Here is a 21,376-nt window from a genome sequence, read left to right as displayed (position 1 = left end):
CCGAGAATAACGCCCTCACGCGACGTCGATGCCCTCGTGTTCGTTCGTGGCCTCGTCGGAGGAGGGCAGTTCGATCTCGGTCGGCACGCCGTTCTTGGCGCCGATCTTTGTACCCAGGCTCAGCCGCGGGCCGGTGGTGTCCTCGTCGAGGAGGCGTTTGAGGTGGGCGGCGTCCATCACTTCCACCTCCAATAATTCCTTCGCCATCCGGTCCAGCAGCGGGCGGCGGGCGGTAAGGATCTCCGCGGCGGTCTGGCCGGCCCGGTCGATGAGGGCCTTCACCTCCAGGTCGATCTGCCGGAGGGTTTGCTCGGCGTGGAACGTCTCGCCGGCCGCCTGGGGGCCGAGGAAACTGGTGCGGGCGTCGGAATAATGCACTCGGCCGAGCACCTCGCTCATGCCGAACTCCGTGACCATGCGGCGGGCGATATCCGTGCTGCGCTGCAAATCGTTTTGAGCCCCGGTGCTGGCTTCTTCATAGACAAGGTCCTCCGCGGCGATGCCGCCGAGGAAACAGCAGATGCGGTTGAACAGCTCCGTGCGGGTGGTCAGCATCCGCTCGTCGGCGGGGAAATGCAGCGTATAACCCAGCCCCATGCCGCGGGGAATGATGCTGATTTTATGCACGGGATCCGTGTGCGGCAGGCTGCACGCGACCAGGGCGTGGCCGCATTCGTGATAGCTGACCCGCTCCTTCTCCTCGTCGTGGATGAGCCGGGTGCCCTTTTCGAGGCCGGCGACGACGCGTTCGATCGCCTCCTCGAGTTCCGTCATCGAGACCGCCGTTTTCGCGGCCCGGGCGGCGAGCAGGGCGGCCTCGTTCATCAGGTTCGCCAGGTCCGCCCCGACGAAGCCCGGGGTGATGCCGGCGATGCGTTCCAGGTCCACGCCCGTGCCGAGGCGAATCCGTTTGGCGTGCACCTTGAGAATCGCCAGCCGCCCCGCCTTATCGGGGCGGTCGACGGTCACGGTGCGGTCGAACCGGCCGGGGCGGAGCAGCGCCGGGTCCAACGTTTCCGGGCGGTTCGTGGCGCCCATCACGATGACGGACTGGCCGCTGTCGAAGCCATCCATTTCCACCAGCAGGGCGTTGAGGGTCTGCTCGCGCTCTTCATGCCCGCCGGGGGCGCCGCCGCCGCGGGCTTTTCCTAGGGCGTCCAATTCGTCGATAAATATAATCGCCCGCTCTTTTTCGCCGGCCTGCTTGAACATATCCCGCACGCGGGCGGCACCGACGCCGACGAACATCTCGACGAAGTCGCTGCCGGAGAGGCTGAAGAAGCTCACGCCGGCCTCGCCCGCCACGGCCTTCGCCAGCAGGGTTTTGCCGGTGCCCGGCGGGCCGACCAGCAGCACGCCGCGGGGGATGCGGCCGCCGAGGGCCTGATATTTCTGCGGCGTCTTGAGGAAGTCCACGACCTCCTTCAATTCCTCTTTCGCCTCGTCAATGCCGGCGACGTCCGCGAAGGTCACTTCCACGTCGTCCTGGGCGGCGAGGCGGCCGCGACTTTTCCCGAAGCTCATCGCCGCCCCGGGGCCGCCGAATTTCTTGAGCACCAGCACTAAAATGCCCACTAACAACAGCACCGGCAGGAACAGGATCGCCAGACCGACCCACTCCGGCTGCGGCTCCGCGGCGGAGTAATCCAGCCCCGCGGCGCCCATTTTCTCCTCCAGCGCCGTCTTTGTTTCGCTGGGCAGCGAATAGATCGGCACGCGGTAGGCGGTCGACAGCGGGGCCTCCGCGGCGTCCGGAGCACCGTCGTTCGGCTCCGACTCGTCCGGTTCCGCGGCGACTTCCGCGGGGGAGGGTTCGCCGTCGGCGTCAGGCGTCAGTCCCGGGGGGCCGAGGAAGCTGACGGCGGTCGGGCCGAACCGCACGTTCTTCGTGCTCTCCGCCGTGAGGGTGCCGTCGTCGATCAACGCCCGGAAGCGGGTGACGGACATCTCCTTGCCGCTGCGGCCGCCGGTGGTCAGGGCGATCAGCCCCAGCACGGCGGCGGCGACGAGGCCCAACCAGAGCAGGTTGCCCGGGCCGGGGCGGTTCCCCTTGCCGGACGGCTTGCCCTTGCCGCCGCGGTCGCCGGGCGCACGGGGGGCGGGCTCGGGCGGGGGGGGATCGCCGGCGGGGTCGCGGGGGGCGTCGGGCACGGCGGTCGGCTTGGGGGGAGAACGGTCAGGGACGACGGCGACCGCGGGCCGGGCGGATAACCCTAAGCGAAGGCAGGGGCCGGTCAATCGGCCGACCCGTCGCAGGGCCGCGTCCCGTGTTCGCGCGGCGCCGAGGCCCGCGGACGTTGTGGGGCGCCCGGCCCCCTTTTATCGTGCGGTCTCCGCTCGATTCGCCCGCCCCCGGTTCCGCCGTTGTCCGTCCATTCCTCCCGGGTCGTCGTGCTGGGTTCGACCGGCTCGATCGGCACGAGCGCCTGCGACGTGTTCGCGGCCCGCGAGGAGCTGATCCCGCTGGCGTTCGTCGCGCACCGCTCCTGGCAGACGCTCGCGGCGCAGTGCCGCCGGCACGGGGTGAAGATCGCGGTGCTCGCGGACGAATCGGTCGCCGCGGAGGTGGACCGTTCCGCCTTCCCCGCCGGCTGCGAACTGCGGTTCGGGGAGCAGGCCGTGGAGGAAGTCGCCGCCCACCCGGACGCGGACACGGTCCTCAGCGCGATCGTCGGCGCCGCCGGCCTGCGGGGCACCTGGGCGGCGGTGGAGGCGGGCAAGCGGGTCGCGTTGGCGAACAAGGAAACGCTGGTGGTCGCCGGCCCGCTGGTGACGGCCCGGGCCGCCGAGACCGGCGCCGAACTGCTGCCGGTCGACAGCGAGCACAACGCCATCTACCAGGCTCTGTTGGCGGGGCGGCGCGATCAGGTGCGGCGGGTGATCCTCACTGCCAGCGGCGGCCCGTTCCGCGGGCGCCCGGCGGAGTCGCTGCACGACGTGACCCCCGCGGACGCCCTCGCTCACCCCACCTGGGACATGGGCAAGCGGATCACGATCGACAGCGCCACGATGCTCAACAAGGCGTTCGAGTTGATCGAGGCCCGCTGGCTGTTCGATCTGCCGGCGGACCGGATCGACGTGACGGTCCATCCGCAGAGCGTGGTGCACAGCTTCGTGGAGTACGTCGACGGCAGCGTGCTGGCCCAGTTGTCCCCGCCGGACATGAAACTGCCGATTCAGTACGCCCTCACGCACCCGGACCGCCGCCCGGGGCCGACGGCGAAGTTCGACTGGTCGCGGGCCTTCGAACTGACGTTCGAACCGCCGGACCGCACGGCCTTCCCCGGCCTGAATCTCGGCACGCGGGTGGCGGAGCGGGGCGGCACGGCCGGCGCCGCCCTGAACGCCGCCGACGAGGTGGCCGTCGACCGCTTCCTCCACGGCGAGATCCGCTTTCCCGACATCGCCCGCCTCTGCGAACGGGCCCTGGAGGAACACCCCTTCGAGGCCGAGCCGACCCTGGCCGGCCTGATGGAGGTCGATCGTTGGGCGCGGGCGGCGACGCAATCTGCGATCGTGTGACCTGCGACTGTGTGAACTGCGACCGTGCCGCGCCCCGGGCGATCCGGACTCGGTGATTTGAAGACGTTCTCCCCGCGTTCCCCGCGGGGAGTTTTTCCTGCCCCCAACCCCCCTGCCACAAACCGCCTGCCATGCCGTCCGCTGATTCGTTTGATGATCCCGCCGTCGCATCCCGTCCGCAGCAGCGGGGGTGGTGGTCGCGGAACTGGCTGTGGGCGGCGCCGGTCGGCTGCCTGACGCCGCTGGTGCTGTGCGGCGGGTGCCTGTTCGCGGTGGTGGGCGGGGCGTTCGGCGCCCTCAAGTCCTCCCCGCCGTACGCCGAGTCGCTCGCCGCGGCCCAGGCCGACGCGGACGTGCAGGAGGCGTTGGGCGCCCCGATCGAACCCGCCTTCCTGGTGCAGGGCTCCTTCAACAACACAAACGGCAACAGCGACGCCGACCTGACCTACGAAATCTCCGGCCCGAACGGCAGCGGCACCGTGCACGTCGTCGGCACCGCCGCCCCGGGCGGCGACTGGGAGTACAGCGAGATGAGCGTGCAGATCCCCGGCGAGCCGGCGATCGACCTGCTGGAGGGGACGCCGGAGGGCGTCGAACCGGACGCCGACGCGCCCGAGGACGTTCTCATGGACGAAACGCTTGAGGACGAGACGCTTGAGGGCGAAACGCTTGAGGGCGAGACGCTCGAGGGCGAGACGCTCGAGGGCGAGATGCTTGAGGACGAGACGCTTGAGGGCGAGACGCTCGAGGGCGAGATGCTTGAGGACGAGACGCCGGAAGCGGACGTCGAAGAGCAGCCGTGACCGGCGCCGCGGCGTTCGACGACGCCGTCGTCGTCTGGACGGTGCGGGTTTCGTTGGGGCTGCTGACCGCCGGGTTCGTCGCCCGGCGGTTGCGGTTCGATCGGCTCGCCCGGGGCTGCTGGGCTGCCGGGGCGGCGGCGATGTGGGCCCACCTCGCCGCCGCGTTCAGCGTGGCGCACGATTGGAGCCACGCGGACGCCGTCCGCGAGACGGCCCGGCAGACGCAGGCCCTCACCGGGATCGACTGGGGCGGCGGGGTCTGGATCAACTACCTGTTCGCCGCCGTCTGGACGACGGACGCGGCCTGGTGGCTGCTCCGGCCCGACCGCCACGCCGCCCGGCCGCGTTGGCTGGACGTGACCGTCGGGGCGTTCCTCGGGTTCATCGCCGTGAACGGGGCGATCGTGTTCGAGAACGGTCCGACCCGCTGGGTCGGCGTCGCCTGCTGCGCGGCGATCGCGGCGGCGGGGTGCGTCAGTCCGGCGAACGCCCCGTCGCCACCGGGATGAGGCGGCGGTTCGGGTCGTAGGCCGACGCCGCGACGTCCGACTCGCCGCTCTCCGCGGCGCCGACCGGCTCGGCGCTCGGCTCCTCGGCCGGTTCTTCGGCTGGGGGCTCCGACGGCGGCGGTACCGACTCCAGCGAGACGGTCTCGGCGACCGGCTCCCCGGACAATCCGGGCTCGGGCGAGGGGACGGGCTCCACCACGGGAGCGGGCTCGGGGATCGGTATGGACTCCACGGCTGGGTCGGCGGCTTCGGACGAGGCCCCTTCCTCGCTGCCGGCGGACGAATCGGTCGCCACGGCGGGCGCCCCGAACCCCAGGCTGGGCCGGGTGGCGAGGTAACGGGCCTCGAGCTCCTTGTAATCCGTCTGGGCGCCGCCCGCGAGATTCGCCCGGATGTAGGCGAGCCCGGCTTCGACGCCCTCCGCCCGCGGATCGGGTGCGCGGGGTTCGAGGAGAATCGGCTTCATCCGCAGGCGGGCCACGGCCAGCAGCGTGTTTCGGGCCGCGTACTGGCTCGGGAGCATCGCCTGAAGCTCGGCGATCTGCGCGTCCAACCGCTTCACCAGGGGCTCGGCCTGCACCTGCCAGTCGCGTTCGTCGGGGCTCCGTTTCCGAATCTTGGCATAATCCTGCCAGATCTCCTCCAAGGCGGCGTATTGCCGCCGCTCGGCCTGCCGGCCGGTCAGCAGCCAGGCGCCCAGGCCGATCAGCAGCAGGACGGTGAGCGCGGTGGCGATCGAGGGGGCCCAGCGGGTCAGCTTCTGGCCCGCCGTCTCCCGGGCGACGGCGCGGAGGGCGTCGTCGCGGGTGTCGAAGAACTCCCAGTCGTCGGCCCGGCGGGAGACCTCCAGCCCTTTGCGCATGTCGGGGCTGACCTCGCAGGCGACGGCCCGTCCGCCCTGCTCCCGCACCTGGGAGACCCACGCCTGCAACTCCTCGACCACGTTCCCGCCGACGTAGTTCGTCAGCGTGAAGTCCAGCACGAGGTTCTTGTACAGCGGGTCCCGCAGGGCGGCGGAGACGCGGCCGCATTCGACCCGGAAGTCCGCCTCGCCGAAGCCGGCTTTGTCCCCCTTCGGCAGGACGATCAGCGTGTCGCCGAACGTTTCGACGGGAAAGATCGTGTTGCCGCGGGCGGCGACGATGGAGGCGGACATGGCGACGGGGGCGACGGACCGGGGCGGGCCGGCGGCGTCCGGGCGGACCGGGCGGGACCGGGAGCGACCCGCTGATCCTGCCGGCGGTTTGGTCGCCGCGTCAAACCCGCCGGGGACGGTTTCCGACCCGGGAAAAACCGCACCGACGGTTTCCGACAAGCCCCACGCAGTCTCCCACGAACGCCGACCCGGCTCCGGCACGAACGACAACCCGGCGCCGGGGCGAGGGTCCTCGCGCCCGGCGCCGGGTCGGCGGTCTGCGGAACGGGCGGCTCACGCGGCCCGCGTCAGCGGCTCAGGCGGCCCGCATCAGCATGCGTTCGCGAGTCCGCAGGGCCTTGCGGACGGTCCGCCGCTCCTTTTTGGAAAGGCCCTTCAGCATGTCCTCCTTGCCGCCGTCGAAGTCCATCTCCGTCAGGTCGATGACCCGCTCGCCGACCTGGATGGTCTTCGGCACGTCTTCGAAGCGGATCACCGAGGGCTCGTTCCCCTCGTCGCCCCACTCCTCCGGCCATTCCTGCCGGTAGGAGGGCTCCTCCTCCTCCTCCGCCCGTTCGGCGACGGCGGCGGCGGGGAAGGGAATCGTCGCCGGGGCGTCCTCCGGCCGGGCGACCTTCTTCGACGCGGAAGCCGACCAGGTCGACCGCACCGCGGCGGGGTCCACGTCGTCCACCCGCTTGGGGGCGGGGTTCTTCGTCTCGCTCTTCGTTGCGGAGCCGGCGACGGTCCGCTCAGCCAGGGCGAGGCTCCGGGGAGCCTCGGCCGGGACAGCTGCGTCGCGGGAGGCGGCGGGGGCGACCTCCCAGCGGGGACGGCGGGCCAGGGCGACGACCGCCCACAACCCGGCGACGACCAGCAACCCGGCGCCGGCGGCCTCCGCGGCGGTCCAACCGGCGGTGATTTCCGCGGCGGCCCACGGCCCCGCCTGGGTCGCGATCGCGGCGGAGGGCGCCAGCAACAGCGCCGCCCCGCCGGCGCCCAGCGTCAGCCGGGACAGGCGCCCCAAGGTTCGGGAGACCCCGCCGCGGCGGGCGGGGCGGATGGCCGCGACCTCCGGAATCGGGGAGGAAGCGGTCTTGGAAGTGCGTGCAGCAGTGTTGGTCATCGCCCTGCCCCGTCCGTGCGGCTGTGCGGAGTGTTGGAAGTGAGCCCCCGTACAAACGGGGGACGCAGCGGGCATCGGCCGAACGGGCAGGCCTCGGTGAGCGGCGGTCGCTCCGTCGGACCGGCCGGCGGAAACGGCCCCCGGACGTGTCGCTCCCGTCGATCGCCCCGGCGGCGGGGACCGTGCCGGTCGCTCCGTTTCGCCGGTTCCGCCCCCCGCCGACGCGAGAATCCGGCCCGTTCGGACGGGCGGCTCCGGGGTGTACGCCTGAGCGGTTCGGCACGCTGCTTGCAGGATGTCAACCCGGCCGCCCAAGTTGGCAGCCGTAGCGGTTTCCCCCTGTTTCTCTGGATGAAAGCCACTGCCATGCGATTCGTCACCCGTCATCCCTTTGCCGAGCTCGACGACGTCCGCCGTGAGATGAACGGCCTGCTGCGGTCCTTCGACCGGGCGTTGTCGAACCCCTCCGCCGCGGCCGACGCCGCCCTGCCGCCGTTCAACCTGCACGAGGCCGAAGACGCGGTGATCCTCACCGCCGAACTGCCGGGGCTGGACCCGGAGGCGGTGGAGGTCTCCGTGAAGGCGGACGAGGTCACCGTCCGCGGCGCCTGGCCCGCCGTCGAGACGCCGGAGAACGGCCACTGGCTCCGCCGCGAACGGCCCCGCGGCGAGTTCTCCCGCACCGTGCGCCTGCCGTTCACCCCGCCGGTCGACGGCGTGGAGGCGGAGTTCGCCCGCGGCGTCCTCACCCTCGTGCTGAACAAGCCCGCCGAACGGCAGGCCCGCCGCATCGAAGTGAAGTCCCGGTGACCGCCGGCGGCGGAAACTCCAAGACATAAGAATTCAAGAACCAAGCGGGGTTATCTCCCGCCCGGTTCTCATCCGTAACCCCCTTTTCAAGGACTTAGCGATGAGCGAGCAAAATCTCACGAACACCTCCGCGGATCAGACGACCGAGGAGACCGCCCTCACCAAAACCGACGCCGGCCAGAACGAGGAGCGATCCTCCTCCGACGGGGACGGCGAGGCCCTGCGGTCGCGGTATCTGCCGCGGGTGGACGTGCTGGAAACGCCGGACGCCTTCCGCCTGACCGCGGACGTGCCGGGCGCCAGCGAGGACGGCCTGGAACTGACCGTCGAAAAGGACGTGCTCACGCTGTGGGCCAAGGTTCCCGACGGCCCGCTCGCCAGGCGGGACCGCGATTCGCTGACGACGCGCGGCAACGGCTATCCCGAGGGCGACTGGCACCGGACCTTCCGGCTCGGCCAGACCGTCGACCGGGACGGCGTCGAGGCGGAACTGAGCCGCGGCGTCCTGACCGTCACCCTGCCCAAGGCGAAGGAACAGCTCCGCCGCACCATCGCGGTGAAGACCGTCGCCTGATTGACAGGAGCCGTCGTGAACGACATCGCCCCGGACGGGAGACCCGTCCGGGGCGTGTTGATATGACGAGCCTCGTCGGCGGATTATTCGTCGACGGCGTCCTTCGCAGCCTCCTCGACGGCGTCCGTCGCCTTCGCCGCCGCGTCGCCGGCCTTTTCGGCAGCCGCCTTGGCGTCGTCCTTGGCCTCCTCGGCGGGCTGATCCGGCTTCGCCTCGTCCTTTTTCACGTCGTCCTTCTTGGGCTCGTCTTTTTTCGGCTCGTCCTTTTTCATCTCGACTTGATCGCCGTCCTTTTTGGGCTCGTCCTTCGGTTCCTCGACCTTCGGTTCCTCGACCTTCATATTCGGGCGGGCGCCGACCAGTTCAATGAAGTTGCCGTCCGGGTCGCGGAGCAGGGCGAGGTAGCGATCCCCGCCGAGGGCGACCGGGCCCTTAGCCAGCGGCTTGAGCTTGTGACCGGCGGCGGCCTTGAGGATGGGATCCATGTCCAGCACGTGCAGGGTCAGGTAGCTGGGCCCGTAGGTGCTGTTGATAAACCGACTGTCCTGACGGGCCGCCGGGGCGCCGGGCACCGCGACCAACTTAATCTGGGTGGCGTCCTCGCCCTCGCCGAGGGTCATCACCCGGGCGTGCAGCGGGCGGTAGTCCGTCAGGCCGCTGTCGCCGGCGACGGTTTTGTCGACGCGGAATTCCCGCGCCTTCTTAAAGCCGAGCACGTCCACATAAAACTTCTCGGACTTCTCCCCGTCGGAGACGATCACTCCGACGTCGATCGTCGGCTTGCGGTAGGGGTTGGCGTCCTGGGCGGCCTCATTGGCGACGTCCTGAGGAGCTTTGTCCCCGTCCTGGGGAGCGTTGTCGCCGTCTTGGGGGGCGGCCGCGGCGAGCGGGGCGGCCGCGGCGAGCGGGGCGAGGCAGGCGAACAGGGCGGCGGCGGGCAGCAGGCCGAGGATGGAAGTGGGACGCGACATTGCGGGAGACTCGATCGGTGAGAGGAACGCAATCGGCACGGTAAGAGCGTCCGCCGCGGGGTGCGACCGTCCGGGGGGTTTGCGCCCCGCGGGGCCGGTTAAGATGGGGCGTTCCCCCGCCGCCCGCGCGTCGCTCCCGCCTGCCGCCATGTTCGCCTCCCGTTCCCTCGCCGGCCTCGCGGCGCTCTCGGCGCTGCTGCTGGTCCCCCCGGCGTCCGCCTGTCTATGGGACACCGACACCCTCTGGCAGGAACGTCAGGCATGGCCCGGCACGCTGGAGTTGATCGTCGGTAAGTTCCCCCGGCACACCGACGAGTTCTACGAACACCGCGTGAAGGACCGGCAGTCGAAGCTCCGCCTGCACGCCGCGGGGGAGCAGGAGATGACCCCGGAACAGCGGGCCGCCGCCTGGGACGACCTCGCCGTCGCCCTCGACAAACTCGGCCGCCGCGACGAGGCGCTGGCGGCGCTGGACCGCAAACAGGCCGACGTGGGCGAAGTCGGCGCCTACGAAACGGCGGCGAACCGCGGAACGGTCCTCATCCACGCCGGCCGCTACGAGGAGGGGCTGAAGGAGATCGACCGGGCGCTGGCCCTCAACCCGGACGCCCACTTCGGCCGGGAGCGGATCCAGAAGTTGCTGGTCGAATACCTGCTGGAGCGCAAAGGCGACGCGGAGAAAGTCCCGCTGCCGCTGGCTCCGTCCGACGCTGAGACGAATTTCGCAGTCTTCCTGCACAAACGGGGAGTGTCGATCGCGGAAGGGCGCAAAGGCGTCGAGGGGATGATGCGGTTCGGCGACTACCGCAGCCCCGTGCTGTTGGAGGCGTTAGGCGATCTGCTGTCGACCTCGGGGAAATCAGGCGAGATTGACGGGTCACTGCCGCGGCGGCTGGCGGGCCGGGCGTACCTCGCCGCGGGGCGTGCCGCTCCGGAGGCGCGGGAGGAGTACCGCGAACTCGCCGTTCGCCCTCTGGCGTGGCAGTCCGAGGACGGGAAGGGGATCGACTTCGAAGACTTCTCTCAACGGCTCGAACGCGAGTTCGCCGAGACCGAAGCTTGGTTCGAAAAGGTCCGCGAGGATGAGGAGCTGTGGGTCGCCGTCTCCCCCGACCCGGACGCCCGGTTCCGGGAGAAGTACGGCGTCGCCGTGCTGCGGGTGGGGGACACCTCGGCGAGGCCGAACAGCCTGCAGGCGCAGTGGTCCGCGAAGCGGTCGTGGGCGCTCGACGTGGCGGTGGGCGTCGGCGGGGCGCTGACGATCGCGGCGATCTGGGGACTGATCGCCTGGCGCCGCCGCCAGCCGAACGGCTGGGACGCGAACTGAGGCCGGGCCGGCGGGCCGCTCAGCGGCCGCCGCGGGGGGCGGGGGCGAGGCGATCCAGCACCCAGATCTCCACGCGGTCCGGCGGGGGGGCGTCCGGGCCGAAGGTCGCGTGGCTCATGGGGACGCCGCCGGTTCGCAGCCGAAAGCGGTCCGGCCGCACGCCGCGCCGGACGAGTTCCCCCAGTACGATCCGGGCGCGCCGGTAGGCGAGGGTGTCGAAGTCGTTCGCCTCGTCCGCCGGGGCGAAGCCGCGGAGCTCCACCACCTGGAGCTTGCCGGCGATGGAGTCGGCGACGGCGTCCAGCCGGGCCTCCTCCCCCTTGGCGAGGCGGTCGGTGTTCGGTTCGAACAGCGCCGGCGCCCCGGCCGGCACCGGTCGGCCGGCCGGCTCCCGGGTCAACATCGGCTCGGCCCCGGGGCTGGTGGGACGGGGGGTGCCCCCGTCGCCCGGCTCGGCGACCGGGGGGGTGCCGGCCTCCGCCTCGATCGAGTCCGACACCGTCCCCGCCGTCTCGTCCCCCGGAGCGGACAGCGCGCCGGCGGGGTAGCCCAGCCGGTCGTGCAAACTCGCCAGCACCTCGCGGTACTTCGACTTCTCCTTGATCTCCGACATGCTCACCAGCATGATAAAAAAGGTCAGCAGCAGGCTCATCATGTCGCCGTAGGTGACGACCCATTCCGGCACGCCGGGCGGTGCGTCGTCGTCCATCGGGCGGTTCGGTGCAGGCGGAAAAGGCGGCGCCGGCGGAGCGCGGCCGGCGGCGAGGCGACGGGGGGCGGGCGGCGAGGCGACGGGAGAAGGCGCGGCGTCCGCGGCCAGCATCGGCCCGTCGGACCGTGCGGGTTGAAGGGGCGTGAGCGAACCGTTCCGACCGGACCGTCTCCCGTAGGCGGCACGGCGGTTGCGTCGCAACGCGGGGGGTGGACCATCCAAACCTTCCCGCCCTCAAACGCTCGCGTCGGCGCTCCGTCGACCTCCGCCCACCGCCCCCCGGGGCCGGCCCGCCGCCGACTCCGCAAAACGCCCGCCGCGGCTCCCCCGAATGCCCCGCTCCCGCCGATCGTCCCGTTCCGACAGCCGCGGCGATTCGGCCCGCGGCGCCGAGACCTCCTCTTCAAGCCCCGGCGGGGGCTTCCGGCGCGGCGTCGGCACCGGCGGACCGGCGGACGACGACGCCCTCATCACCGATCAGGCGGAGTTCGACGACTTCTGCCAGCGGGCCCGCGACGCCCGCCTCGTCGCTTTCGATACGGAGTTCGTCTCCGAATCCACCTTCCGCCCCGAACTGTGCCTCATGCAGTTCAGCGCCGCGGGGGAGACCGTCGGCGTCGATCCGTTTGAACTGACCGATCTCACCCCCTGGTGGGATCTGATGACCGACGACCGCACCACCGTGATCGTGCACGGCGGGCAGGCCGAGGTGAAGTTCTGCCTGGAGGCCACCGGCCAGGCGCCGCGGCGGTTGGTCGACGTGCAGCTCGCCGAGGGATTGCGGTCCACCAGCTATCCGCTGGGCTACGACGCCCTCGTGCAGCGGGTGCTGAACGTGCGGGCGCCGAAGGGCAGCCAGACCCGCACCGACTGGCGCCGCCGGCCGCTGTCGGCGGACCAGCTCTCCTACGCCCTGCGGGATGCGGAGTTCCTGCCGAAAATCTGGGAGATTCAGCGGAAGGATCTGCAGGAACGCGGTCGCACCGCCTGGGCGGCGGCGGAGTTCGTGCGGTTCGTCCGCAGCCTGGCCGAAGATCATCGCCGCGAACCGCACGAGCGGCTCTCCGGCCTGTCGAAGCTCTCCCGCCGGGACCTCGCCGTGGCGCGGGAGGTCGCGATCTGGCGCCAGGCGGAAGCCGAGGAGAAGAACCGCCCGGTCCGCCGGATTCTGCGGGACGACCTCGTCATCGACATCGCCAAGCGGCAGCCGGAAACCGAAGAGCAACTGCTCGCCCCCCGGGACATGAACCGGGGCGACATCCGCCGCAGCGCCGAGGACCTCCTCGCCGCGATCGAGCGGGGCAAGGCGGTGTCCGACGACGACCTGCCCGAACGCGTCCGCCGCGAGGGGCCGGACAAGAACCCGGACGAGCACGTGCTAGGCCAGCTGCTCGGCATCGCCCTGAGCAGCCTGTGCAACGAGCACGAGGTCGCCCGCACGATCGCCGGCACGGCGAAGGACCTGCGGGAACTGGTCCGCTGGCACACCGCCGGCCGGCCGGAGGGCGTCGAGGTCCCGCTGCTGGCCACCGGTTGGCGCAAGGAACTGTGCGGCCAGTTGCTGACCGACCTGCTGGACGGCGAGATCGCGATGCGCGTCGCCGACGCCAAGGGCGACCACCCGCTGAGCTTCGAGCGCGGGTGAGCCGCGGCCGATGCGGGCGGTCCGCCCCACGCGGACCCGCGGCCTACCGGTTCTCCCGCGCCTCCTGCCGCATCTGCTCCTCATACAGCCGGTCGTTTTCCTCGTTCTGGGCGGCCCGCTCCTGTTCCGTCGCCGGGTCGAGCTGAACCTGGCCGGACTCGACGCCGCCGCACCCGGCCAACGCCCCGGCGAGCAGGCAGATCGAGGAGAACGCGGCGAAGCGAACGGCGGTGGGTTTGATCACGGCGAATTTCGGGAGGGTCATCGGGACGAGCGTCGGTCGAACTCGGATCGGAAGTGACAGAGCAGAAGACCGCGGGCGGGGATTGTCAACCACTCGGGGCGGATGGACTGGCTGCCACGCCTCCAACCGCTTGTCCCGTCCGCCCGGCCGTCCGGTCCGCCCCCTGATCCCGTCCGGATATTCGAAAACCCCGTGGGGATCTGTCGAGGTTGGACGAACAAATCCGTCCGGCGCCCCGGTTTTCCTACAAGAAATTTCGTTGACAAACGAATCGTCGATGACTTTCCTGATGAATCGCGTACAATCAGACGATAAGTTTGCGCCGATGGGACAATCGTCCCTGTTCTCAGCCGCCTTCGCGGTCCGCAGCTTCGTTTCCTCATTCCCTCCCCTAATCTCAGGCCCGACCTATGTCGCGACCTTCGAAACTCCGTGCCGGTTTCACGCTGATTGAGCTACTCGTGGTGATCGCGATCATCGCGATTCTCGTGAGCCTACTGCTCCCGGCCGTTCAGCAGGCCCGTGAAGCCGCTCGCCGCAGCCAGTGTCAGAACAATCTGAAGCAACTCGGCTTGGCGATGCACAACTACCACAGCACCCATAAGGCCTTCCCCATTGGGCGGGGCGACAACGACGGCGGCCGGCGGTGGAGTGCGTTGGTGGGGCTGACCCCGTACCTCGACCAGACCGCCCTGTGGAACCAAATCAGCAAGCCGTCGCTCCTCAACTCTAACGGCACCACCCGCGCCGCAGACAACCCGTGGCCGGCGATGGGGCCGAACCCCTGGGACGAAGCCTACCCCCCGTGGGCGACCCAGATCGCTACCCTGTTGTGCCCGTCCGACCCCGCCCCCGTGATCGCTGAGGGGGACACGAACTACGCCGTCAACTGGGGCGACAACGGCGACGGGAACGACGACCACTTCGGGACCGACGGGCGCGTTCGCGGCATGTTCGGTCGGGTGCGGTCCTCGACGCTGGCCGACATGCGGGACGGGACGACGTCCACCCTGCTGATGGGCGAGATCGGCCGCGGTCGGAGCTCCCGGCACTATCAGGCTGCGTTTGCGCGTGACCTGACGGAGATCTTCGAGAACCCGCAGGAGAACTGTGTGGACGTGGTGAACGATCCCCAGAACCCGGGCTTCTACAACACCACCGTCCGGGTCGATACCGGCGGCGACCAGTGGCGCGGCACCCGTTGGGCCGACGGTTCGACCGTCTTCACCGGGTTCAACACGATGCTCCCGCCGAACGGCCCGAGTTGTATGGAAGGCGGCGGCGACTCCGCCAACTCGATCATGTCCGCCGGCGGCTACCACTCCGGCGGGGTTCAGGTCGTCTTCGGCGACGGGTCGGTCTCCATGATCAACGAGACGATCGACGTCGGCGACCAGACCGCCTTGGCACCGACGTTTGGCCGGAGCCCCTACGGAATCTGGGGCGCACTGGGCAGCCGCGACGGCGGCGAAGTCGTCGACGAGTTCTGATTCTGAGCCGGCATCCGTCGATCCGGGAGAAGCTCTGCGGCCCCCCGCCCCCTGGGCGGGGGGCCGTTTTCGTTGACGTCGGACGACGGCGCCGAACGCCTTCCCGCCACGGGACTGGACGCCTCCTTCAACGACCGCCGCAACCGCCGGCGACGTCGCTGAGGGAGCCTCCTGAGCCCCTGCCCCGGCCCGCGACGTCCCGCCCTAAACGTGAGAAGGCTCCCCCACCGACCGGCAGGAGAGTCTTTTTCCTGTTGCAGGCAGTTCCGGGAGTCAGTCGCCCATCTGATCAGCGGCGGCGTCCGCCTCCTCGCTGTAGGCCTCGTCGGCCGCGATTTCCTCGGCGGTCTTTGGTTCCTGTTCGATCACGCCGCCGCGATCGTCGGAGCAACCGGTCAGGCCGAGGGGGAACGACAGACAGAACGCCGCCGCCGCCAAGGCGAGGCGGCCGGGAACGGCACGGGAACCGGAGCGTGAAAACATGGAAGGCCTACGCGGTTGAGTCGAGACAGGGTGAAGGAGAATCCGCGGGGACGCCTCAAGCTCGAACGAGCTTGCGAGACAAACGTCCCGCCGAGTCATGAAAAACGGCCGCCGTCGGCATTGGCGCCTCCTGAGAGGGCTGACGCGGCGGGGCCGTTTGCAGTGTGGCAAGCGGCGGGGTCGCGGTGAAGTCGGCCCGTTGCAGGGTTCCGCTCTCAGCTCCCCCGGGATAAATGCCAGCCGGCCGGTGGGGGCAACTTCCTAATCTCGTCCTTTTCGCAAGGCGAGAATCTGCGTTCCCCCGAGAAATCCAGATTCTACCAGAAATCCGCATTACTTCGCGGCCAGTCCTGTGTTGCCCGGCGTCTGAAAATGGGACACAATGGTCCGGTTCGATAACTCCAGTGGGCGTTCGTCCCATCAGTTCGAACCGATGCTCGTCGTTCGACGGCTCTCTTGCATCGCACAATCCTCAACTCACAACCTGTTTCAATGCAGACGCCCCTTCGTCGACCGGTCCGGTCCGGCTTCACGCTGATCGAACTGCTGGTCGTGATCGCGATCATTGCGATCCTGGTTTCGCTGCTCCTCCCGGCGGTCCAGCAGGCGCGGGAAGCGGCTCGGCGGAGTCAGTGCCAGAACAACCTCAAGCAGCTCGGGTTGGCTCTGCACAACTACCACAGCACGTACAAGAGTTTCCCAATCGGTCGGGCCGGCACGGACGGCACCGGCAGCGGCGACGATTTCGAGAACAACTCCGGTCGTCTCAGCGCCATGGTGGGTCTGACGCCGTACCTCGATCAGACGGCTCTGTGGAACCAGATCTCCAGGCCGCTGACGATCGACGTCGGCGGCACCCCCACAGAGTTCCCGGCGATGGGAGCTCATCCGTGGCGGGAAGAGTACACGCCTTGGGCCACGCAGATTTCGTCCCTGCTGTGCCCCTCCGACGGCGCCCAAGTCAGGGACGAAGGCGATACGAATTACGGCTTTAACTGGGGCGACAACGGCAACGGCAACAACGAGGGCATCGGCACCCACTCGGACACCCGCGGCATGTTCGCCCGCACCAACAGCACCGGGATGCGCGACATGCGTGACGGCACCACGAGCACCTTGCTGATGGCGGAGATCGGCCGGAGCGCCGGCGACGGCGCCTTCCAGGGGCGGGTCGCCCGCAGCCAGGGCGACGCGATCCACAACAACCCCTACGTCAACTGCTGGCAGGCCGTCGAGGATCCGGAGAACCCGGGCTATTACAACACCAGTGTGACGCTGTTCAGCCGCGGCAGTCGCTGGGCCGACGGCGCCGCCCCGCACTCCGGGTTCAACACGCAGATGCCGCCGAACGGCCCGAACTGCATGGAGGGCGGCGACGACTCCGGCGACTCCATCATCTCCGCCGGCAGCTACCACACCGGCGGCGTGCAGGTCGTGCTGGGGGACGGCGCCGTCAAGTTCATCAGCGACACGATCGACTGCGGCAACTACAAGCAGGACGGCACTCGCATGACCCGTGGGAAGTCCCGCTACGGCGTCTGGGGCGCCCTGGGCAGCCGGGCCGGCAACGAGGTGGTGGAAGACGCCTTCTGAACCCCGGCCTGATCCCGGACCGTTCGACGCCGCACCGGGGCGACCCGGTGCGGTTTTTCGTGCGCCGCAGGCAATGCCGCGCCCGCGACGGCGCCGAGGGGGCAGACATTGGCGGTTGTTGATCCAACCTGTCGGCGACGTTAGATTGCAGGGGCTGAGTCCTCGCCGCCGTTTCTGCACACTCTGCTCACTGCGATGCCCGATCACGCTTCGATGCAACGTCGCTCCTTCCTCGCCGCGTCGGCCGCGGCCGGGGGCGGATTGATCCTCGCCGGCACCCGGGCCTCCGGGGCGGTTCAGGGGGCCAACGACCGCGTGCGGATTGCCGTCGCCGGCCTGAACGGCCGCGGCAACGCCCACCTGTCCGGCTTTATGGGCCAGGACAACGTCGAGATCGCCTACGTCATCGACCCGGACGCCAACGTCCTCGCCAAGACGCTGAAAAAGCTCGAGGGGAAAGAGGCCGCCAAGAACGTGAAGGGGGTCGCCGACGTCCGGGAGGCCTTGGACGACCCGACCCTGGACGCCATCAGCGTGGCGACGCCGAACCACTGGCACTCGCTGATCACGATCTGGGCCTGTCAGGCCGGCAAGCACGTTTACGTGGAAAAGCCAATGAGCCACGACATCGCGGAGGGCCGCGTCGCCGTGGAGGCGCAGAAGAAATACGGCGTGGTCGTCCAACACGGCACCCAGCGGCGGAGCGATTCCGGCGTCGCCGGCCTGCACGAGGCCCTGCACGCGGGTAAGCTGCCCCGGCTCAAAATCGCCTACGGCTACTGCTGTAAACCCCGCGGCAGCATCGGCACGGCCAAGCCGGAAAATCCGCCGAAGAACCTCGACTGGAACCTCTGGCAGGGCCCGGCCGTCATCGACGAGTACCACGACAACCTCGTCCACTACGACTGGCACTGGTTCTGGGAGACCGGCAACGGCGACCTCAACAACCAGGGCACCCACCAGCTGGACGTCGCCCGCTGGGCGATCGACCCGGATCAGACCCACCCGGTCCGCACCACCGCCGTCGGCGGGCGCTTCAAGTGGGACGACCAGGGCGAAACGCCCAACACCATGTTCTCCGTGGCCGAATACCCCAACGGCCAAATGGTGATGTTCGACGTTCGCAACGTGAACTACAAAGGCTACGAGCACCAAGTCTATAACGAGTACTACCTAGAGGACGGCAGCCGGATCGTCGGCGAGGGTAACTACAAGATCTACCGCCCCGGCAGCGACAAGGCGGAGCCGCTAAAGATCGAACGCGGCGCCGTCACCCCCGGCGGCAACTGGGGCAGCTTCATCCGGGCCGTGCGGGCGAACGACCCGAACATGGCCAACGGCAACGCCCTCGAAGCCCACTACGGCTGCGTGCTGGGCCACGTGATGAACAACTCCTACCGCCTGGGCGAGCCGGCCCCGGTCGAGAAGATCGAGTTCGCCAACTCGGACGCCACGGAGCACTTCGAACGCCTGCACGCGATCATGCGGGACGGCGTGGGGCTGGCCGACGCCGATACCCAGTACACCGTCGGCCCGATGCTGCAGTTCGACCCCGACACCGAACGCTTCACCGGCGAACGGGCCGAGGAGGCCAACCGGCTGCTCCAGGACCCGCAGCGGAAGGGCTTCGAAATCCCCGCCGCCGACGCCGTCTGACACGGCGTCCAGCCACGACCGCGGTGCGGCGCCGGCGCACGCCGCCGCTCTCGCCCTCGCCCCCCGCGTCCCCGGACGCGGGGGGCGTTGTTGTTTCACCGATCCGGCCCATCGCTCCCCGCGCCGTCCGGGCAAACCGGACCCCCGCACGCTCCGGACGCCTGCCGAAGTCGGTCCGCCCTCGCCGCCTCCTTCAGCGTACCGGCCGCAGGGTCTGAATCGCCGGGGCCTCCAACCCTGACGGGGCCGGGATGCGGGCGATCTGCCGCACGATCACCCCGTCCGCCCCGGTTCCGGAGACGCCCGTCAGCCGCACCGCGACGGCCACCCGCCGCCCGGCAACCTTGGACAACGCCAGCGGCACCGCGAGCGTCGCCGCGTCCGCCTCGCCGCTGCGCACGCCCGGCGCCTCCCGATCCCGCACGGTCGGGGCCGCCGGGGGTGCGAGGTCGTAGGAGTAGCGTTTCTCCGCCCCTTCGACCCGCATCACTGCTTGGCCGCCGAGTCCCCGCGAGGCCAGCGGGCGACCGGCGGGGTCCGTCAGCCAGAACCGCAGCCCGTCGCGGTCGATTAGCGTTTCGACCCGCACCTCGGGGAACGAATCGACCTCCCCCCCGTGCGGCCCGTGCCGGTGCCCGGCGTGCTCGTCCGCGACCAGCCCCGCATGCTCGTGCCCAGCGTGATCGTCCGCGGCGAAGTCGGCCCCGATCAGTCGGGGACGTTCATCACCGGCATGATCGTGCCCGTCGTGATCATGTCCGGCGTGGTCGTGCCCGACATGGTCGTGGCTGGCGGGGCCCTGGGCGGAGGCGCCCGCGGCCAGCAGCAGGCCGGCGGCGGTGGAAAGAACGAAGGTCTTCATCGTGCGACTCGCATCAGGGGGTTCGGAAAGGCGGAACGGCCAGCGGCCGGTCCGATTAATCCGTGACGCAATCGCTGCGCCCGCCGCGGCGGGTACGCTCCCGAACCTCTGTGCCGCAAGCGGTTCGGGCAGAACCGCCCGCGGGCGCCCAAGGCGGGACCGTGTCATTTTCACCAGCATCCTGTCCGGCGGATCGAACAGATCGACAACACACCCCGCGATTCCCTGTCGACAAACCGACAACGCCCATCTCGGCCGCGGGCGGGAGGCGGGGACCCCGGGCTGACTTTCGCCCCGCCGGCTCGCACGGAACGATGGCCGCGTCCCCCCGCCGACGGAGCTGCGCCTGATGACCGCCCCCACCCCCGGCCCCGACGGCCCGCCCCCCGAAGGGCCACTGGCCGATCTGCTCGCCGTGCTGCGGGAGGCCGCGGCCCTGAAAACCGCGGCCGACGTGCTGGCCTGGGACGAGCAAACTTATCTGCCCCCCCGCGGCGGGGAGTTTCGGGCGGACCAACTCGCCGCGCTCGCCGGTCTGACGCACGACCGGCTGACCGGCCCGGAGCTGCGCGACGCGCTGCTCGCCGCCGAGGCGGAAGTGCGCCCCGCGGACTCCGCCGCGGCGGCCTGCGTGCAGGAGGCCCGGCGGGACTTCGACCGCCGCACCACGCTGCCGCGTCGGTTGGTGGAGGAACTGTCACGAGTGACGACGCTCGCCCAGCAGAACTGGGCGGAGGCGCGGAAACGCTCCGATTTCGCCGCGTTCCGTCCGCACCTCGAAGCGGTGGTGACCCTGAAGCGGGAGGAGGCCGCCGCGGTCGCCGCCGGTCGGGAGGACCTCGCCGCCGCCGCCCCGTACGACGCCCTGCTGGACGACTACGAACCGGGGGCGAAAAGCGATCAGGTGTCGGCGGTTTTCGCCGAACTGCGGGCCGGGCTCGTCCCGCTGGTCGCCGCGATCTCCGAAGCGGGCGTGACGCCGGATCGTTCGTTGCTGACGCGGAACTATCCGGTCGCCGCTCAATACGAGTTCTGCCGATCCGGGGCGGAGCGGCTCGGGTTTCGGTTCGATTCCGGCCGGCTCGACACCGCCGCCCACCCGTTCTGCACCACGCTGGGGCCGGCGGACTGCCGCCTGACGACCCGCTATCACCCCAACGACTTCTCGCAGTCCTACTTCGGCGTGCTGCACGAGGCCGGGCACGGCATCTACGAGCAGAACCTGCCCGCCGAGTGGTTCGGCGCCCCCTTAGGCGAAGCCTGCGGGCTGGGGGTGCACGAATCCCAGAGCCGGCTGTGGGAGAACTTCGTCGGCCGCTCGCGGTCCTACTGGGAGCACGCCGCCCCCGAGGCCCGGGCCTTCTTCCCCGAGGCTCTCGGCAAGGCCTCCGCGGAGGAGTTGTACCGGGCGGTCAACGACGTGCGGCCGACGCTGATCCGCGTGGAGGCCGACGAAGTGACCTACAACCTGCACGTCCTGCTCCGGTTCGAGTTGGAACAGCCGCTGATCTCCGGCGACCTGCCGGCGGGGGACGTCTGCGACGCCTGGGACGAGAAGTTTGAAGCGATGTTCGGTTTCCGCCCGCCGAGCGCCGCGGACGGCTGTCTGCAGGACATCCACTGGGCCGCGGGGCTGATCGGCTACTTCCCGACCTACGCCCTCGGCAACGTCTACGCGGCGATGCTCTGGGACGCGGCGCTGGCCGAGTTGGGCGATCTGGAGGGCCAACTCGCCGCCGGAAACTTCACCCCGCTGCGGGACTGGCTGACGGAAAAGGTCTACCGCCACGGCCGCCGCTATGCCCCGACCGACCTGATCGCCCGCGCCGCCGGTTCCCCGCCCACCCCGGCCCCGCTGCTGGCCCACCTCAACGCCAAGTACGGGGCGCTGTACGGGCTGGGGTGAGAGCCGGC

At 70.1% G+C, this 21,376-nt stretch carries 19 protein-coding genes; 11 read left to right on the top strand and 8 right to left on the bottom strand.

Annotated features, from left to right (window positions below):
• Positions 1–15: 15 nt before the first annotated feature.
• Positions 16–2,151, bottom strand: coding sequence for an ATP-dependent zinc metalloprotease FtsH (ftsH, locus tag CA12_RS11885; RefSeq protein WP_242687881.1), 2,136 nt, complete (start codon positions 2,149–2,151; stop codon positions 16–18).
• A 213-nt stretch (positions 2,152–2,364) separates the two neighbouring features.
• On the opposite strand from ftsH, the gene dxr reads away from it, so the two are divergent.
• The 3 genes from dxr (at position 2,365) to CA12_RS11870 (ending at position 4,834) form a co-directional block, all read left to right on the top strand.
• Complete coding sequence (gene dxr / locus CA12_RS11880) at positions 2,365–3,522, top strand: 1-deoxy-D-xylulose-5-phosphate reductoisomerase (RefSeq protein WP_207621963.1); 1,158 nt, start codon at positions 2,365–2,367, stop codon at positions 3,520–3,522.
• Between the two features lie 131 nt (positions 3,523–3,653).
• On the top strand, positions 3,654–4,325 hold the full coding sequence (locus CA12_RS22525) for a cytochrome c oxidase assembly factor Coa1 family protein (protein WP_207621962.1): 672 nt from the start codon (positions 3,654–3,656) through the stop codon (positions 4,323–4,325).
• The gene (locus tag CA12_RS11870; protein WP_145359143.1) at positions 4,322–4,834 is read left to right on the top strand and encodes a hypothetical protein; all 513 of its coding nucleotides are present in this window, start codon (positions 4,322–4,324) and stop codon (positions 4,832–4,834) included. Before CA12_RS22525 ends, CA12_RS11870 begins: the two co-directional genes overlap by 4 nt.
• On the opposite strand, the gene CA12_RS11865 is transcribed toward CA12_RS11870, so the two are convergent.
• Positions 4,800–5,990 (bottom strand): hypothetical protein, encoded by a 1,191-nt coding sequence (locus tag CA12_RS11865; protein ID WP_145359142.1) that lies wholly within the window; start codon positions 5,988–5,990, stop codon positions 4,800–4,802. The two genes, CA12_RS11870 and CA12_RS11865, sit on opposite strands and share 35 nt — an antisense overlap.
• A gap of 295 nt (positions 5,991–6,285) precedes the next feature.
• On the bottom strand, positions 6,286–7,095 hold the full coding sequence (locus CA12_RS11860) for a hypothetical protein (RefSeq protein ID WP_145359141.1): 810 nt from the start codon (positions 7,093–7,095) through the stop codon (positions 6,286–6,288).
• 351 nt (positions 7,096–7,446) lie between these two features.
• Here CA12_RS11860 and CA12_RS11855 point away from each other — a divergent pair, with 351 nt between their 5' ends.
• Complete coding sequence (locus tag CA12_RS11855; protein ID WP_165700708.1) at positions 7,447–7,905, top strand: Hsp20/alpha crystallin family protein; 459 nt, start codon at positions 7,447–7,449, stop codon at positions 7,903–7,905.
• Positions 7,906–8,005: 100 nt separating this feature from the next.
• Positions 8,006–8,479: an Hsp20/alpha crystallin family protein gene (locus CA12_RS11850; RefSeq protein ID WP_145359140.1), complete on the top strand. Its 474-nt coding sequence runs from the start codon at positions 8,006–8,008 to the stop codon at positions 8,477–8,479.
• Positions 8,480–8,562: 83 nt separating this feature from the next.
• Here CA12_RS11850 and CA12_RS11845 read toward each other — a convergent pair whose 3' ends face one another.
• Entirely contained in the window at positions 8,563–9,450 is an 888-nt protein-coding gene (locus CA12_RS11845; RefSeq protein WP_145359139.1) for a VOC family protein, read from the bottom strand.
• Positions 9,451–9,598: 148 nt separating this feature from the next.
• On the opposite strand from CA12_RS11845, the gene CA12_RS11840 reads away from it, so the two are divergent.
• Positions 9,599–10,777 (top strand): tetratricopeptide repeat protein, encoded by a 1,179-nt coding sequence (locus CA12_RS11840; protein WP_145359138.1) that lies wholly within the window; start codon positions 9,599–9,601, stop codon positions 10,775–10,777.
• A gap of 19 nt (positions 10,778–10,796) precedes the next feature.
• Here the strand turns inward: CA12_RS11840 and CA12_RS11835 are convergent, their stop codons facing one another.
• Positions 10,797–11,486: a flagellar motor protein MotB gene (locus CA12_RS11835; RefSeq protein ID WP_145359137.1), complete on the bottom strand. Its 690-nt coding sequence runs from the start codon at positions 11,484–11,486 to the stop codon at positions 10,797–10,799.
• A gap of 334 nt (positions 11,487–11,820) precedes the next feature.
• Here CA12_RS11835 and CA12_RS11830 point away from each other — a divergent pair, with 334 nt between their 5' ends.
• The gene (locus CA12_RS11830; RefSeq protein ID WP_145359136.1) at positions 11,821–13,134 is read left to right on the top strand and encodes a ribonuclease D; all 1,314 of its coding nucleotides are present in this window, start codon (positions 11,821–11,823) and stop codon (positions 13,132–13,134) included.
• 43 nt (positions 13,135–13,177) lie between these two features.
• Here the strand turns inward: CA12_RS11830 and CA12_RS11825 are convergent, their stop codons facing one another.
• Entirely contained in the window at positions 13,178–13,399 is a 222-nt protein-coding gene (locus CA12_RS11825) for a hypothetical protein (RefSeq protein WP_145359135.1), read from the bottom strand.
• Positions 13,400–13,788: 389 nt separating this feature from the next.
• On the opposite strand from CA12_RS11825, the gene CA12_RS11820 reads away from it, so the two are divergent.
• Positions 13,789–14,868 (top strand): DUF1559 domain-containing protein, encoded by a 1,080-nt coding sequence (locus CA12_RS11820; RefSeq protein ID WP_145359134.1) that lies wholly within the window; start codon positions 13,789–13,791, stop codon positions 14,866–14,868.
• Positions 14,869–15,141: 273 nt separating this feature from the next.
• Here the strand turns inward: CA12_RS11820 and CA12_RS22065 are convergent, their stop codons facing one another.
• Complete coding sequence (locus CA12_RS22065; RefSeq protein WP_165700707.1) at positions 15,142–15,351, bottom strand: hypothetical protein; 210 nt, start codon at positions 15,349–15,351, stop codon at positions 15,142–15,144.
• A gap of 492 nt (positions 15,352–15,843) precedes the next feature.
• On the opposite strand from CA12_RS22065, the gene CA12_RS11810 reads away from it, so the two are divergent.
• Both CA12_RS11810 and CA12_RS11805 read left to right on the top strand, forming a co-directional pair.
• The gene (locus CA12_RS11810; RefSeq protein WP_145359132.1) at positions 15,844–16,944 is read left to right on the top strand and encodes a DUF1559 family PulG-like putative transporter; all 1,101 of its coding nucleotides are present in this window, start codon (positions 15,844–15,846) and stop codon (positions 16,942–16,944) included.
• 213 nt (positions 16,945–17,157) lie between these two features.
• Positions 17,158–18,600 carry a Gfo/Idh/MocA family protein gene (locus CA12_RS11805; protein ID WP_145359131.1) on the top strand — a complete coding sequence of 481 codons (1,443 nt, stop codon included), beginning with the start codon at positions 17,158–17,160 and terminating at the stop codon, positions 18,598–18,600.
• Positions 18,601–18,793: 193 nt separating this feature from the next.
• On the opposite strand, the gene CA12_RS22520 is transcribed toward CA12_RS11805, so the two are convergent.
• A complete protein-coding gene (locus CA12_RS22520; RefSeq protein WP_145359130.1) occupies positions 18,794–19,462 on the bottom strand; it encodes a hypothetical protein in 669 nt (222 codons plus the stop codon).
• Positions 19,463–19,811: 349 nt separating this feature from the next.
• On the opposite strand from CA12_RS22520, the gene CA12_RS11795 reads away from it, so the two are divergent.
• Positions 19,812–21,368: a carboxypeptidase M32 gene (locus tag CA12_RS11795; protein WP_145359129.1), complete on the top strand. Its 1,557-nt coding sequence runs from the start codon at positions 19,812–19,814 to the stop codon at positions 21,366–21,368.
• The last annotated feature ends 8 nt before the right edge of the window (positions 21,369–21,376 follow it).

Source organism: Alienimonas californiensis, assembly GCF_007743815.1.
In the GTDB taxonomy this organism is placed as follows: Bacteria; Planctomycetota; Planctomycetia; order Planctomycetales; family Planctomycetaceae; genus Alienimonas; species Alienimonas californiensis.
The sequence above is the reverse complement of the archived record's forward strand: the minus strand, read 5'-3'. Positions and strand labels throughout refer to the sequence as shown.

Bases quoted from the DNA above. Each gene is read 5' to 3' on its own strand.
- CA12_RS22525 (WP_207621962.1), top strand. From the start codon at position 3,654: ATGCCGTCCGCTGATTCGTTTGATGATCCCGCCGTCGCATCCCGTCCG.
- CA12_RS11865 (WP_145359142.1), bottom strand. From the start codon at position 5,990: ATGTCCGCCTCCATCGTCGCCGCCCGCGGCAACACGATCTTTCCCGTC.
- CA12_RS11860 (WP_145359141.1), bottom strand. From the start codon at position 7,095: ATGACCAACACTGCTGCACGCACTTCCAAGACCGCTTCCTCCCCGATT.
- CA12_RS11855 (WP_165700708.1), top strand. From the start codon at position 7,447: ATGAAAGCCACTGCCATGCGATTCGTCACCCGTCATCCCTTTGCCGAG.
- CA12_RS11850 (WP_145359140.1), top strand. From the start codon at position 8,006: ATGAGCGAGCAAAATCTCACGAACACCTCCGCGGATCAGACGACCGAG.
- CA12_RS11845 (WP_145359139.1), bottom strand. From the start codon at position 9,450: ATGTCGCGTCCCACTTCCATCCTCGGCCTGCTGCCCGCCGCCGCCCTG.
- CA12_RS11840 (WP_145359138.1), top strand. From the start codon at position 9,599: ATGTTCGCCTCCCGTTCCCTCGCCGGCCTCGCGGCGCTCTCGGCGCTG.
- CA12_RS11835 (WP_145359137.1), bottom strand. From the start codon at position 11,486: ATGGACGACGACGCACCGCCCGGCGTGCCGGAATGGGTCGTCACCTAC.
- CA12_RS11830 (WP_145359136.1), top strand. From the start codon at position 11,821: ATGCCCCGCTCCCGCCGATCGTCCCGTTCCGACAGCCGCGGCGATTCG.
- CA12_RS11825 (WP_145359135.1), bottom strand. From the start codon at position 13,399: ATGACCCTCCCGAAATTCGCCGTGATCAAACCCACCGCCGTTCGCTTC.
- CA12_RS11820 (WP_145359134.1), top strand. From the start codon at position 13,789: ATGTCGCGACCTTCGAAACTCCGTGCCGGTTTCACGCTGATTGAGCTA.
- CA12_RS22065 (WP_165700707.1), bottom strand. From the start codon at position 15,351: ATGTTTTCACGCTCCGGTTCCCGTGCCGTTCCCGGCCGCCTCGCCTTG.
- CA12_RS11810 (WP_145359132.1), top strand. From the start codon at position 15,844: ATGCAGACGCCCCTTCGTCGACCGGTCCGGTCCGGCTTCACGCTGATC.
- CA12_RS11805 (WP_145359131.1), top strand. From the start codon at position 17,158: ATGCAACGTCGCTCCTTCCTCGCCGCGTCGGCCGCGGCCGGGGGCGGA.
- CA12_RS22520 (WP_145359130.1), bottom strand. From the start codon at position 19,462: ATGAAGACCTTCGTTCTTTCCACCGCCGCCGGCCTGCTGCTGGCCGCG.
- CA12_RS11795 (WP_145359129.1), top strand. From the start codon at position 19,812: ATGACCGCCCCCACCCCCGGCCCCGACGGCCCGCCCCCCGAAGGGCCA.